At 72.2% G+C, this 13888-nt stretch carries 14 protein-coding genes; 4 read left to right on the top strand and 10 right to left on the bottom strand.

The genetic code is table 11. The annotated features are described in order from the left end of the window. Together B9S61_RS34865 and B9S61_RS34870 are read right to left on the bottom strand one after the other, a co-directional pair. Nucleotides 1-290 (bottom strand): amidase family protein (locus B9S61_RS34865; protein WP_308457809.1); only part of this gene is annotated, 290 nt, incomplete at its 3' end. A gap of 32 nt (nucleotides 291-322) precedes the next feature. Further along, a complete protein-coding gene (locus tag B9S61_RS34870) occupies nucleotides 323-835 on the bottom strand; it encodes a DUF6668 family protein (RefSeq protein ID WP_103545755.1) in 513 nt (170 codons plus the stop codon). Between the two features lie 158 nt (nucleotides 836-993). On the opposite strand from B9S61_RS34870, the gene B9S61_RS41265 reads away from it, so the two are divergent. Next, on the top strand, nucleotides 994-2355 hold the full coding sequence (locus tag B9S61_RS41265; RefSeq protein WP_181007669.1) for a tetratricopeptide repeat protein: 1362 nt from the start codon (nucleotides 994-996) through the stop codon (nucleotides 2353-2355). 25 nt (nucleotides 2356-2380) lie between these two features. Here B9S61_RS41265 and B9S61_RS34890 read toward each other — a convergent pair whose 3' ends face one another. The 8 genes from B9S61_RS34890 to B9S61_RS34930 all read right to left on the bottom strand — a co-directional run bounded on the left by B9S61_RS34890 (nucleotide 2381) and on the right by B9S61_RS34930 (nucleotide 12145). After that, the gene (locus B9S61_RS34890; RefSeq protein ID WP_103545756.1) at nucleotides 2381-2854 is read right to left on the bottom strand and encodes a VOC family protein; all 474 of its coding nucleotides are present in this window, start codon (nucleotides 2852-2854) and stop codon (nucleotides 2381-2383) included. Nucleotides 2855-2999: 145 nt separating this feature from the next. Then, entirely contained in the window at nucleotides 3000-3989 is a 990-nt protein-coding gene (gene rarD, locus B9S61_RS34895; protein ID WP_103545757.1) for an EamA family transporter RarD, read from the bottom strand. A 171-nt stretch (nucleotides 3990-4160) separates the two neighbouring features. After that, nucleotides 4161-5015 carry an SDR family oxidoreductase gene (locus tag B9S61_RS34900; protein ID WP_103545758.1) on the bottom strand — a complete coding sequence of 285 codons (855 nt, stop codon included), beginning with the start codon at nucleotides 5013-5015 and terminating at the stop codon, nucleotides 4161-4163. A 233-nt stretch (nucleotides 5016-5248) separates the two neighbouring features. Continuing rightward, complete coding sequence (locus B9S61_RS34910) at nucleotides 5249-6307, bottom strand: 2-oxoacid:ferredoxin oxidoreductase subunit beta (RefSeq protein ID WP_103545760.1); 1059 nt, start codon at nucleotides 6305-6307, stop codon at nucleotides 5249-5251. Further along, nucleotides 6300-8231, bottom strand: a complete 1932-nt coding sequence (locus B9S61_RS34915; RefSeq protein WP_103545761.1) for a 2-oxoacid:acceptor oxidoreductase subunit alpha — start codon at nucleotides 8229-8231, stop codon at nucleotides 6300-6302. Before B9S61_RS34915 ends, B9S61_RS34910 begins: the two co-directional genes overlap by 8 nt. Nucleotides 8232-8394: 163 nt before the next feature. Next, the gene (locus B9S61_RS34920; RefSeq protein ID WP_308457810.1) at nucleotides 8395-9054 is read right to left on the bottom strand and encodes a response regulator transcription factor; all 660 of its coding nucleotides are present in this window, start codon (nucleotides 9052-9054) and stop codon (nucleotides 8395-8397) included. Nucleotides 9055-9413: 359 nt separating this feature from the next. Beyond that, entirely contained in the window at nucleotides 9414-10778 is a 1365-nt protein-coding gene (locus B9S61_RS34925; RefSeq protein WP_103545763.1) for a sensor histidine kinase, read from the bottom strand. A gap of 110 nt (nucleotides 10779-10888) precedes the next feature. Continuing rightward, nucleotides 10889-12145, bottom strand: a complete 1257-nt coding sequence (locus tag B9S61_RS34930; RefSeq protein WP_103545764.1) for a sensor histidine kinase — start codon at nucleotides 12143-12145, stop codon at nucleotides 10889-10891. 240 nt (nucleotides 12146-12385) lie between these two features. On the opposite strand from B9S61_RS34930, the gene B9S61_RS34935 reads away from it, so the two are divergent. From B9S61_RS34935 to B9S61_RS34945, 3 genes are all read left to right on the top strand, one after another. Continuing rightward, entirely contained in the window at nucleotides 12386-12778 is a 393-nt protein-coding gene (locus tag B9S61_RS34935) for an NADH-quinone oxidoreductase subunit A (protein ID WP_103545765.1), read from the top strand. Beyond that, nucleotides 12769-13407, top strand: a complete 639-nt coding sequence (locus tag B9S61_RS34940; protein WP_103545766.1) for an NADH-quinone oxidoreductase subunit B — start codon at nucleotides 12769-12771, stop codon at nucleotides 13405-13407. Before B9S61_RS34935 ends, B9S61_RS34940 begins: the two co-directional genes overlap by 10 nt. Beyond that, nucleotides 13404-13888, top strand: a 485-nt coding sequence (locus B9S61_RS34945) for an NADH-quinone oxidoreductase subunit C (RefSeq protein WP_146065031.1), incomplete at its 3' end; no start/stop codon positions are given. The genes B9S61_RS34940 and B9S61_RS34945, both read left to right, overlap by 4 nt.

Raw genomic sequence — 13888 nt, forward strand, 5'->3', positions numbered from 1 at the left:
GTCTGCCACGGCGTTCCCGGGCCGGGCACCGAGGTGGCGCCCACCGCGACACAGCCGGCCGTGAGCAACGGGCCCGCCGTACGCAGTCCGTGGCGTCCCTTGACCGCGATCGGCACTCCGGCCAGCGGCAGCCGCTCCCCGGCGGCGACGCGCGCGTCCACCTCGTCCGCCCGCCGCAGCGCCTCCCCGCCCCACACCTCGAGGAAGGCGCACAGCACCGGGTCGGCCCGTTCGATCCGTTCCAGCGCCTCCGCGACCACCTCCACGGCCCGGAGCGCGCCCCCGCGCACGGCGGAGGCGATCTCCTTGACGCCGTACGCGTTCAGCGCATCGCACCCGTCAGCCGGGCAGGGGTCTCCGTGCCGTGCGGCGGCCGGCCGGCCAGGTCACCCACGCGCCACTCGGGCACCCACGGCACCCGGTACACGTCGATCACCGGCTCGATGAGCCGGATCCGGCGGGCGAGGGGGCGCGGCAGCCGCCCCGGCGCGTCCGCCACCAGGACGACGGCCTCCAGGTCGAGTCCCCGGGGAGCCTCCCCGCTCCGGAACGCCTCCACGGCCGGAACCACGCGATCCAGTCCGGCCGCGTGCGTCCGGGCGACGAACAGGACCGACCGCGGACCGCAGGCTCCGGGCCAGGCACGTCCGCTGTCATGACCGCCGTAGACAGCGGCGAGCGTGGAGACGCCGGCACCGCCGTGCAGGCCGACCCAGGAGAAGCGCCGTGCCGTCGCGTGCGCGGGGGCGTGCTCGGGCGGGGCCACCTCCGCGTCCGGTGACGGCACCGGCCCTCGGATCCAGATCTCCGGTCCCTGTCGCATCGCTGTCCGCATGCCCTTCTCCTGCTCGCCACCTCGATCCTCATGCGGCCGAACGGGTGGTGGACCGGGGCCGACGGCCGTTGGGACGAGCCTGTGACAACGCGGTGACGTGAGAAGCGCGGGCGAGCGGACAGACTCGACGGTAGGTGTACGACCCGAATGAGGGAACGATGTCGCGACTCAGCCGCGAGAAGAAGCGGGAACAGCAGCAGACCGCGCAGCCGGCGAACCGCGCGGCGGCACCGATCGACGTCCATGTCCCCGCCGGAGCCGGAGCCGGAGCCGGAGCCGGAGCCGGAGCCGGAGCCGGAGCCGGAGCCGGAGCCGGAGCACGAGCGGCGTCGGTCGACGGGGTGTCGGTGGTCGCGGGTCCCGGCGAGGAGATCCAGCACGCGGTGCTGGCCCGCCTGCACCGCATCGCCATCGCCTCCGGGGCCGCCGTCCTCGCCGTCGTGCGCGACGAACGCATCGGCTACGTCGTCCCGCTCCAGGTCGAACCGGACGGCTCCAGCCGGTTCACGGCACAACCGGACCGGCTGAGCACGGTGCCGCCGGAGCGGGAACCGGCGGCGGACGCGCCGGGGCCCGAGCGGGAGCCCGACGAGGACCGGCCGACCCACCTCCTGCGCCCCGTTCCGGAACCGCAGGCACCGGCGGACCCGGCCCGAGCGGGGGACGCCACCCCGACCGTCGGGCTGCGCCCGGTCTCCGCGGCGGAGCCTTCCCCGGACGTCGTACCGACCTTCGTGCTGCGATCCGTACCCGAGCCGGTGGAGGGCACCCCGCCCGGCACCGTCGCGCCGCCCACGGGCGCGTTCGGCCCGCCCCCGTCCATGGACGCCGGACCGCGGCAGCCCGCGGAGCCGTCCACCGGGCCGGGCCTTCCGCCGTCCTCCGGGCCCACGCCGCTGCCGTCCTCCGGGCCCACGTCCCGGCCGTCCCGGCCGCTGCCCTCCGCAGCCACTCCGGGGTCCGATCTCGCGTTCGACCCCGACCCCGAGCCCACCCCGCCCCGCGGTTTCGACGCCGTGGCGGAGGCGGTACTCGGCGACGAGCCCCTCACCACCTCCGGCTCGTACCACCTCGCCGAGCCCATGTCCCGGGTCAACGAGGCCGTCCGCTCCGGCCGGATCGACACCGCCGCCCACCTGGCCGAGGAGACCGTGGAGCGGGCGTCGGCCACCCTGGGCCCGGAGCACCCGGAGGTGCTCCGCCTGCGTGAACTCACCGCGTACATCGCCTACCTGGCCGGTGAGCCGCTGCGCGCCTTCCGGCTCTCCCTCGACCTGGCCCTGATCTGTCGCCGGACAACGGATCCGGAGGCGGCCTACGGCAACGTCCGCAGTGCCGCCACCGCATGGCGAGCGGTGCGCGACCCGCTGCTCGGCCTGGAGCTCGGCCACGAGCTGATCGCGCTGTGGACCGAGCTCGCCACCGAGGGCGGCGCCGCCGCCGACGAGATCGAGGAACTGGAGTCCGCCCGCGCCCGCATGGGCCGCCTGACCGGGCGGGCCCGCACGCGACAGCCCTGAGCCCGCGCCGGCGTCCTCGCCGCAGTCAGTGCAGGCAGAACTCGTTCCCTTCCGGGTCGGTCATCACTATCCACCCCCCGGAAGGCTCCTCCACCCGCCGCAGCACACGCGCCCCGAGATCCTCCAGCCGCGCGAGCTCCTCCTCGCGGCGGCCCTCACCGGGATGCAGATCGAGGTGCAGCCGGTTCTTGACCGTCTTCGGTTCGGGGACGCGCTGGAACAGCAGCCGCCGCCCGCGGCCGGTGCCGCTCTCCTCGTCGTAGGGGTCGTCCGGGTGTCGTACCGCCACCAGGTCGCGCCAGGCCCGGCGTCCGTGGGACTCCACGACGAGTTCGGCCGGCACGGCTCCCGCGTCGAGCAGGTTCCCGATGAGGGCGCTGTTGTCCTCGACCACGTACCGCAGGGCGGCGGCCCAGAAGTCGGCCTGTGCGTGCGGGTCGGCCGTGTCGATGACGACCTTCCAGTGCACGGGCGTGGCCGGAGTGGGTGTCTGCGTCATGCGATCAGTTATAGGGCCTTGCACTGACATCGACGCCGATATCCGCTCTCCGGCGGGACGCCGGGCCCCGACCGCTCCGGCCGATCGCACCGCCCTGGCCGCCCCGAACCGGTTCTTCCGCCTGCCCGGTTCCACGGCCCGGGTTCTACGGCCTGGCCTTCAGCACGTCCGGCTCCGGAGCGGTGGGCACGCCCTCCGGGCCGCGCTCCGCGTGCCTCGCCCGGTCCGCGGCGAGCGTGCGGGCGGTCCGGCGGGCGGTGCGCAGCGCGTCCCAGGTGAGCACGGCGAGCGCCAGCCACACCAGCGCGAAGCCGGCCCAGCGCTCGGGCGGCATGGCCTCCTTGAAGTAGAGGACGCCGAGCAGGAACTGGAGGACCGGGGTCATGTACTGCAGCAGCCCCAGCGTGGACAGGGGCACCCGTATGGCGGCCGCGCCGAAGCAGGCCAGGGGGAGCGCGGTGACGATCCCGGCGGCGACGAGCAGCAGCGCGTGTCCCGCCCCCTCCGCGCCGAAGGTGCCGTCGCCGCGGGTGCTCAGCCACACCAGATAGACGAGCGCGGGCAGGAACTGGATCGCGCTCTCGGCCGCCAGGGACTCGACGCCGCCGAGGTTGACCTTCTTCTTCACCAGCCCGTAGGTGGCGAAGGAGAGGGCGAGGCAGAGCGAGATCCACGGCGGCTGGCCGTAGCCGACGGTGAGGACGACCACCGCCGTGGCGCCGACCCCGACCGCCGCCCACTGTGCGGGCCGCAGGCGCTCCTTCAGCAGCAGTACACCCATCGCGATGGTGACCAGCGGGTTGATGAAGTAGCCGAGGGAGGCCTCGACGACGTGCCCGGAGTTGACCGCCCAGATGTAGACGCCCCAGTTCACGGTGATGACCGCCGCCGCGACCGTGACCAGCGCCAGCCTGCGCGGCTGCCGCAGCAGCTCGCCGAGCCAGGCCCAGCGGCGTACGAGGAGCAGGGCGGCGGCCACGAAGAACAGCGACCAGACCATCCGGTGGGCCAGGATCTCCACGGCCCCCGCGGGCTTGAGCAGGGGCCAGAACAGTGGCACCAGCCCCCACATGCCGTACGCCGCGAAGCCGTTCAGCAGTCCTGTGCGCCGCTCTGCGGCCGGCTTCCCGGTCACGGGTCCTCCTTCGTGCCTGACGCGTGCCCTGTCTTCCGCGGCACTCACCGAACGCGCGCGATGTCCGTCGACGACGGTAACGCCGGAGAGCCCTGCGTGTCATGTCCGTATCGCAATACGGTCATGACACGCGGGGGTCGAAGGCGGCCGGCGGTCCGGGCGGCGTCCGGGTCAGCCCTTGAGGGCGGCGGCGACGGCCTCGGCGATCGGGGTGGCCGGGCGCCCGGCCAGCCGGGACAGGTCGCCGCTGTCGACCACGAGCTCACCCTTCTCGATCGAGACGTCGAGGCCCGCCAGTACGGCGGCCATCGGCCCGGGCACCCCGGCGCCGGCCAGGATGCCGGTGAGCGCCTCGGGCGTGACCGCGTTGTAGACGATCTCCCTGCCGGTCTGCCGGCTCAGCTCGGCCGCGTACTCGGCGAAGCTCCACGCCTCGTCGCCGCCCAGCTCGTACGTCTTGTTCTCGTGTCCCTCGCCGGTCAGTACGGCGACGGCGGCGGCCGCGTAGTCGGCCCGCGAGGCGGAGGAGATCCGGCCCTCGCCGGCGGCGGCGAGGACCGCGTCGTGCTCCAGCACCGGGGCGAGGTTCTCGGTGTAGTTCTCGTGGTACCAGCCGTTGCGCAGCAGCGTGTACGGCACGCCCGAGCCCAGCAGTGCCTCCTCCGTGCCGCGGTGGTCGTCGGCGAGCGCGGCGGTCAGGGAGCCCGGGGCGCTCGTGTACGCGAGCAGGGCGACACCGGCGGCCTTCGCGGCGTCGATGACGACCCGGTGCTGCCCCACCCTGCCCTTGTCGAACTCGTTGCCGGAGATCAGCAGCACCTTGTCGCCGGCCGCGAACAGGCCGTCGAACGTCGCGGGGTCGTTGTAGTCGGCGACCGCGATCCGCACCCCGCGCCCGGCGAGGTCCGCCGCCTTCGCGGCGCTGCGGACGACGGCGGTGACCTGCTCGGCCGGAACCCTGTCCAGCAGCTGTTCCACGACGTGACGGCCGAGGTGTCCGGTGGCCCCGGTGACGACGATGCTCATGATGTGAGGGCTCCTCGGTGAAGGCGGGGGTGGCGGTGGAGGTGGAGACGCCTATGTGCTAACCATAAATGCTGCGCTAACTTTTGGAAAGTGCCAGAGGGATCCGGCCCCCCGTCGGGCCACGTCCACGGGCACGGATACGGGCACGGGCACGGGCACGGATACGGGCACGGGGAGGGCCCCGGCATCCTCGGATGCCGGGGCCCTCCCCGTGCCCGTGCGGTTCCGTACGCTCAGCCCACGACGGTCCAGGTGTCGCCGCCGGCCAGCAGCGCGCCGAGGTCCCCCTTGCCGTTCTGCTCGACGGCGGTGTCGAGCTGGTCGGCCATGAGGGTGTCGTAGACCGGCCGGTCGACCGAGCGCAGGACGCCGATCGGGGTGTGGTGCAGCGTGTCGGGATCCGCGAGCCGGGACAGGGCGAACGCGGTGGTCGGGGACGCGGAGTGGGCGTCGTGCACGAGGATGTCCGCCTCGTTCTCCGGTGTCACGGTGACCACCGCCAGGTCGCCGGTGGCACGGTCGCGCACGACGCCCTTGGAGCCGTCGGTCCCGAAGCGGATCGGCTGCCCGTGCTCCAGCCGGATCACCGCCTCCTCGGCCTGCTGACGGTCCTTGAGCACCTCGAAGGCGCCGTCGTTGAAGATGTTGCAGTTCTGGTAGATCTCCACCAGCGCCGTGCCCGGGTGGTCGGCGGCCTGGCGCAGCACCTCGGTGAGGTGCTTGCGGTCCGAGTCCACCGTGCGGGCCACGAACGACGCCTCCGCGCCGATCGCCAGCGACACCGGGTTGAAGGGCGCGTCGAGCGAACCCATCGGCGTCGACTTGGTGATCTTCCCGACCTCGGAGGTGGGGGAGTACTGGCCCTTGGTCAGGCCGTAGATGCGGTTGTTGAACAGCAGGATCTTCAGATTGACGTTGCGGCGCAGGGCGTGGATGAGGTGGTTGCCGCCGATGGACAGCGCGTCGCCGTCACCCGTCACCACCCACACGCTCAGATCGCGGCGGGAGGACGCGAGGCCGGTCGCGATGGCCGGGGCACGGCCGTGGATGGAGTGCATCCCGTAGGTGTTCATGTAGTACGGGAAGCGGGAGGAGCAGCCGATGCCGGAGACGAAGACGATGTTCTCCTTCGCCAGGCCCAGCTGCGGCATGAATCCCTGCACGGCGGCGAGCACGGCGTAGTCACCGCAGCCGGGGCACCAGCGCACTTCCTGATCGGACTTGAAGTCCTTCATGGACTGCTTGCCCTCGGCCTTGGGCACGAGCTGGAGCAGCGTGTTGGCGTCAGTCATCGATGGCCTCCTTCAGCGCCGTGGCGAGCTGCTCCGCCTTGAACGGCATACCGTTGACCTGGTTGTACGACTCCGCGTTCACCAGGTACTTCGCCCGGACGAGGGTGGCGAGCTGTCCCAGGTTCATCTCCGGGACCACTACCCTGTCGTACTGCCCGAGAACCGTTCCGAGGTTGCGCGGGAAGGGGTTCAGGTGCCGCAGATGCGCCTGGGCGACGGACTCCCCGGCGTTCCGCAGCCGCCGCACGGCCGCCGTGATCGGCCCGTACGTCGAACCCCAGCCGAGCACCAGCACCCGCGCGTCGCCGTCCGGGTCGTCGACCTCCAGGTCGGGTACGTCGATGCCGTCGATCTTGGCCTGCCGGGTGCGGACCATGAAGTCGTGGTTGGCCGGGTCGTAGGAGATGTTGCCCGTGCCGTCCTGCTTCTCGATGCCGCCGATCCGGTGCTCCAGACCCGGCGTGCCCGGGACCGCCCACGGACGGGCCAGGGTCTGCGGATCACGCTTGTACGGCCAGAACACCTCGGTACCGTCGTCCAGGGCGTGGTTCGGACCCTGGGCGAACTGCACCCTCAGGTCGGGCAGCTCCTCCAGGTCGGGGATCCGCCACGGCTCCGAGCCGTTGGCCAGATAGCCGTCGGACAGCAGGAACACCGGGGTGCGGTAGGCCAGCGCGATCCGGGCCGCCTCCAGGGCGGCGTCGAAGCAGTCGGCCGGGGTGCGCGGCGCGACGACCGGGACCGGTGCCTCGCCGTTGCGCCCGTACATCGCCTGCAGCAGGTCCGCCTGCTCCGTCTTGGTCGGAAGACCGGTGGACGGGCCGCCGCGCTGGATGTCCACGATCAGCAGCGGCAGCTCCAGCGACACCGCGAGGCCGATCGTCTCCGACTTCAGCGCCACACCCGGACCGGACGTCGTCGTCACCGCGAGCGAACCCCCGAAGGCCGCCCCCAGCGCCGCCCCGATACCGGCGATCTCGTCCTCCGCCTGGAAGGTCCGCACACCGAAGTTCTTGTGCCGGCTCAGTTCGTGCAGGATGTCGGAGGCCGGGGTGATCGGATACGAGCCCAGGAACAGCGGCAGGTCCGCCTGCCGGGACGCGGCGACCAGTCCGTAGGACAGGGCCAGGTTCCCGGAGATGTTGCGGTAGACACCGGCGGGGAACGCCTTCGCCGCCGGGGCCACCTCGTAGGAGACCGCGAAGTCCTCGGTGGTCTCACCGAAGTTCCAGCCCGCCCGGTAGGCCGCGATGTTGGCCGCCGCGATGTCGGGCTTCTTCGCGAACTTCGTCCGGAGGAACTTCTCCGTACCCTCCGTCGGCCGGTGGTACATCCAGCTCAGCAGACCGAGCGCGAACATGTTCTTGCTGCGCTCGGCCTCCTTGCGGGTGAGGTCGAACTCCTTCAGCGCCTCCACGGTCAGCGTGGTCAGCGGCACCGGATGCAGGTGGTACCCGTCCAGCGAGCCGTCCTCCAGGGGACTGGCCGCGTAGCCGACCTTCTGCATCGCCCGCTTGGTGAATTCGTCCGTGTTGACGATGATCTCCGCGCCGCGCGGCAGGTCGCCGATGTTGGCCTTGAGCGCGGCGGGGTTCATCGCCACCAGCACGTTGGGGGCGTCGCCGGGGGTGAGGATGTCGTGGTCGGCGAAGTGGAGCTGGAAGGACGAGACACCCGGCAGGGTGCCGGCAGGGGCGCGGATCTCGGCCGGGAAGTTCGGCAGCGTGGAAAGATCGTTGCCGAAGGACGCGGTCTCCGAGGTGAAACGGTCACCGGTGAGCTGCATGCCGTCACCCGAATCCCCCGCGAACCTGATGATCACTCGGTCGAGGCGGCGGATGTCCTTCGCACCCGCCGCTTTGCGCTGCTCTCCTACGACTGCTCCGTCGGCCTGCTCCGCAGTGCTGCTGACCTGACTGGTCACTGAACTGGACCTCCTCGAGGCGGCTGTCCGGGACGGCCTTCCCGCAGGCCTTCCCCGCATAAACCCTACGTCCGTAAGGGTCGCCTTCCTTGGGTCATTCGCATGTTGGACACGACTTCGAGACGTCCTCGAGCGGAGGCGGGACGTCCCCCCCACCGGAGTTCTAGGAGCTGAGATAGGTGAGAACGGCAAGCACCCGCCGGTGGTCGCCGTCGCTCGGGGACAGCCCCAGCTTCAGGAAGATGTTGCTGACGTGCTTCTCCACGGCACCGTCGCTGACCACCAGCTGCCGCGCGATCGCCGAGTTCGTCCGCCCCTCGGCCATCAGCCCCAGAACCTCCCGCTCGCGCGGGGTGAGCCCCGCGAGCACGTCCTGCTTGCGGCTGCGCCCCAGCAGCTGCGCGACGACCTCCGGGTCCAGCGCCGTACCGCCCTCGGCCACCCGCACCACCGCGTCCACGAACTCTCGCACCTCGGCCACCCGGTCCTTCAGCAGATAGCCGACGCCTCGGCTGGAACCGGCCAGCAGCTCCGTGGCGTAGCGCTCCTCCACGTACTGCGACAGCACCAGCACCCCGACCCCCGGATGCGACTTGCGCAGCTGCACCGCGGCCCGCACTCCCTCGTCCGTGTGCGTCGGCGGCATCCGTACGTCCGCCACCACCACGTCCGGGAGCAGGTCCTGCCCGTCCAGCTCGGCGATGGTCTTGATCAGCGCCTCTCCGTCACCGACACCGGCCACGACGTCGTGCCCCCGGTCGGTCAGCAGCCGCGTCAGGCCCTCCCGCAGCAGCACCGAATCCTCGGCGATGACCACCCGCACCCTGTCCTCCACGTCCCTCGTCCCCCACACCCCTGCTCCGGTCCCGCCCTCCTGGCGGGCCCGGTCAACAGGTCCAGCATTCCAGCATCCGGTGGGGGACGGGCCGTGGCAACGTGATTGGGGGGTGTCGTCGGGGCCGCCGCCCGTCCGGCCGGGCCTGTCCCCCGGTCGGTTCCGCCCGGTCCGTGCGGTCCGTCCGGTATCGACCGGTTCAGCCGGTTCAGCCGGTTCAGCCGGTTCAGTGGCCCCAGGCGCTCCGAGCGGCACACAGGTCGGCGGGTGCGAGCCTCTNCACCCGCCGATCCCGGATCCCGGTTCCCGTCCCGATCCCGGATCCCGTCCGGGGTCTCAGCGCGTGGTCAGCGTGTCCGCTCCGCGCGCCACGGCAGCTCGGCGGTCACCCGGGTCGGGCCGCCGGCCGGCGAGTCCACCACCAGGATCCCGTCCACCGAGTTCAGCCGCTCCGCCAGACCCGACAGCCCGGAACCCCCGGAGGTGTCGGCGCCGCCCACCCCGTTGTCCACCACCTGGAGCATCAGCCGGTTCTCCGTCCGCCACACCTCCACGGCCGCCCAGGTCGCCCGGGAGTGCTTGCTGACGTTCTGCAGCAACTCCGAGGCCGTGAAGTAGGCGATGCCCTCGATGGCCGGCGCGGGGCGTTCCGTCAGGTCCACCTCCACCTGCACCGGCACCGTGCAGCGCGAGGCCACCGAGGACAGGGCGGCGTCCAGGCCCCGGTCGGTCAGCACCGCGGGATGGATACCGCGGGCCAGGTCCCGCAGCTCCTGCAGCGCCGTCTTCACCTCGCCGTGCGCCTCGTCCACCATCTGCGCCGCGACCTGCGGGTCCTCCCGCAGCTTCTCCTTCGCGAGACCCAGATCCATGGCCAGCGCCACCAGCCGGGCCTGCGCCCCGTCGTGCAGGTCGCGCTCGATGCGCCGCAGGTCCGCCGCCGCCGTGTCCACCACGACCCCGCGGTCCGACTCCAGCTCCACCACCCGCGTCGCCAGCCGGGAGGGCCCGAGCAGCCCGTGCACCATCACGCGGTCCACCGTCGTCAGCGCCCGGACGATCCACGGCGTGGCGAGCGTGAAGAGCAGACCCACCCCCGCGGTCACCGTGATCTCGAACGGGTTGTCCAGATAGATCCGGTGCCGGTCGTCGCCGTACAGCTGCAGGCCGTCCCGGCCGCCGTACATCGGGAAGACCCAGAACCACAGCGGATACGTCAGCAGCGACCAGCCCACCGACCAGAGCGTCACGGTGACGACGAAGGACAGCACCGCCCACGGCAGCTGCAGCACCGCGTACAGCAGGGACCGCCACGAGGCGCCGCTCTTGAGCACCACCCCCACCCACGCCATGACCCCCTGCCGCTTCACCCGCAGCGGCTCCGGCTCGCCCACCTCGAGCCCCAGCAGCCCCCGCGCCCGCGCCCGCTCCACCGACCCGAGACCGCGGCACCCGGCGAGCGCCGCCGCCAGCACGGGGACTCCCAGGAACGTCACCAGCAGGCCCGCGCCCAGCGACACCATGGTGACCGCGTAGGTGAACAGCAGAATGCTCATCGGCAGGCTCAGCAGCACATATCCCAGCTCGCGCCAGGTGCGCCCCTCGACCGGTGCCCGCAGCGCGGCCGGCAGCCGGGGCCGCCGTCGCTCGGCGTTCCCGGGATGACCGGGCTCCGCGGGGAGCCCGTAGCCCTGTCCGTACTCCGTGGCCATCGCTGTCGTCCTTCGTCTCGTCCGGAGGCTGTGCTGTCGTATCTCCAGACTGCTCCGCCGCAGGTCGGCGGACCATGGAGGCCGTCGCAGTCTTGGCCGGGGGGTTTTCCCTACCTATGGCCGCGGGCGGACGCCCCCTTGGCCGTCCGCGCCTGCGGGGCGAGGACACCGGAACGGTCCCGCCACGGCAGCTCCGCCGTCACCGCCGTCGGACCGCCCTCCGGCGAGTCCACGACGAACAGACCGTCCACCGCGCCCAGCCGGTCGGCGAGGCCCCGCATACCCGACCCGCCCTCCAGGCTCGCGCCCCCGCGCCCGTCGTCCCACACCTGCAGGAACAGCCGCCCCTCCGACTGCCACACGTCGACCGAGGCCGACCGGGCCCCGCTGTGCTTGCTGACGTTCTGCAGCAGCTCCGAGACCGTGAAGTAGGCGATGCCCTCGATGGCGGCGGCGGGACGCTCGTCCAGGTCGGCCGTCACCTTCACCGGTACCGTGCAGCGCGAGGCGACCGACGACAGGGCGGCGTCCAGGCCCCGGTCGGTCAGCACCGCGGGATGGATACCGCGGGCCAGGTCCCGCAGCTCCTGCAGCGCCAGTTTCACCTCGCCGTGCGCCTCCTCGACCATCGTGGCCGCGGCGTCCGGGTCCTCCAGCAGCTTCTCCTTGGCCAGGCCCAGCCCCATCGCCAGATTGACCAGCCGGGCCTGCGCCCCGTCGTGCAGATCGCGCTCGATGCGCCGCAGGTCCGCCGCCGCCGTGTCGACCACCACACCCCGGTCGGACTCCAGCTCCGCGATGCGCCGCTCCAGTTCGTCGGAGGGCGACAGCAGGCCGCGCACCATCGCCCGGTCGACGTTGGTCAGGGCCCGCGCGACGAACGGCAGCACCGGCCACAGCACGAACAGCCCGGTCAGCGCGACGGTGAAGGTGAGCACACCCCACGGCAGCCGTATCAGCTCGTACAGCACCGTGCGCCAGCCCACCGGGTCCCTCAGCGCCAGCCACAGACCCGGCCAGAACCCCCCGGCCCCGTGCGGCAGCGGGCTCGGCTCCTCCACCCGCACCCCGAGCAGCCTCCTGGCCCGCGCCCGCTCCAGCCTGCCCAGCAGCCGCGCGCCCAGCAGTCCCGCGGCGAGCAGCGGCAGCCCGATCACCGTGACGGTCAGTCCGGCGCCGGCGAACAGCATGGTCACCGTGTAGGTGAAGCCGACCATCGACACCGGGAGGTTCACCAGCAGATGGGCGATCTCCTTCCAGGTGTGAGCGTCGTAGGCGGAGCGGACCGGCGGCGGGCGGTCGCCGGGCCCGGCCGGTGCGGGATCCGCCGTCGGGGGCGTGCCCGCGGGCGGAGAAGGTTCGGTCATGGGCCAAGCCTGCCCGGCGCCGGGGGGCCCGCGCCATGAGGCGGACCGCCCGGACGCACTGAGGAAAACCCCACCACCGGTATCCCGAGTGGTGACAGGCTGCTTACCGCTCCTTTACGAGGGCCTAGACTCCCGTGCGTACAGATCGTCGAACCGTGGCGTTCGGCGTTCAACGACACGGATCAAGGGCACGGGACGGACAGGGGCCCGGGTGCCGATCCGAGGGAGTGAGGGGCGGACGTGCGGGAAACGACCGTCGTCGCGGCGGACTACTTCCAGTCCTACTCGGTCGTCGGACTGCTCGCCGTCGTCGGCCTGCTGTTCGTCGCCGTCGCCTTCGGGGCGGGACGCCTGCTGCGGCCGGTGGTCCCCACACCCGAGAAACTCATGACGTACGAGTGCGGGGTCGACCCCGTCGGCGAGGGCTGGGCCCACACCCAGGTCCGCTACTACGTCTACGCCTTCCTCTACGTGATCTTCGCCGTCGACTCGATCTTCCTCTTCCCCTGGGCCACCGTCTTCGCCGCCGACGGCTACGGCGCGACCACCCTCGTGGAGATGTTCATCTTCCTCGGCTTCCTCGCCGTGGGCCTGCTGTACGCATACAAGAAGGGCGTCCTGACATGGACGTGAACCCTGCCGCCCCCGAGCCGGTCCTGCTTCCGGAGCCTGGGGGTCCCCCCGGCGAAGCCAGGGGGAGGCTCGGCGCGCTCTCCCGGCTGGCGCCCGAGCCGATGAAGGTCGTCCTCAACTGGGGCCGCCGCTACTCGCTCTGGGTCTTCAACTTCGGCCTCGCCTGCTGCGCGATCGAGTTCATCGCCGCGTCGATGGCCCGGCACGACTTCATCCGCCTCGGCGTCATCCCCTTCGCGCCGGGACCGCGCCAGGCCGACCTGATGGTCGTCTCCGGCACGGTCACCGACAAGATGGCGCCCGCGGTGAAGCGGCTGTACGAGCAGATGCCCGAGCCGAAGTACGTCGTCTCCTTCGGCGCCTGCAGCAACTGCGGCGGTCCGTACTGGGACTCCTACTCCGTCACCAAGGGCGTCGACCAGATCATCCCCGTCGACGTCTACGTCCCCGGCTGCCCGCCCCGGCCCGAGGCGCTGCTCCAGGGCATCCTGAAACTCCAGGAGAAGATCGCGCGCGAGTCGCTGGGGGAGCGGTACGGACACGGCGGCGGGCGGCCGTCGTCGGCGGCGCTGCGGAGCGGGCTGGTCCGGCCGCCGGCGCCGGCGGCCGGTGAGGGGGAGGACCGGTGACCGCGGCCGGCTGGCTCCCCGCCGACCTCGGGGAACTGTTCGGTGCCGAGGCCACGGCGGAGGAGTCGTACGGCGTCCTGACCGTCGACGTGCCGCCCGCCTCCTGGATCACCGCCCTGGAGACCGCGCGCGACCGTCTCGGCTGCACCTTCTTCGACTGGCTGAGCGCGGTCGACGAACCCGGCACGGGCTTCCGCGTCACGGCCCACGTCGCCGCCCTGCACCCCGTACGGCGCCTGCTGCTGCGCACCACGGTGCCGCACGACGCCCCGGTGCTGCCGTCCGCCGTGGACGTCTACGCGGGCGCCGGCTGGCACGAACGCGAGACGCACGAGATGTTCGGCGTCGGCTTCACGGACCACCCGGGCCTGGACCACCTCCTCCTGCCGGACAACTTCGAGGGCCACCCCCTGCGCAAGGACTTCGTCCTCGCCGCCCGGGTCGCCAAGGCCTGGCCCGGCGCCAAGGAACCCGGTGAATC

This window comes from Streptomyces sp. SM1 (genome assembly GCF_002910825.1).
Classification (GTDB): Bacteria; Actinomycetota; Actinomycetes; order Streptomycetales; family Streptomycetaceae; genus Streptomyces; species Streptomyces okerensis.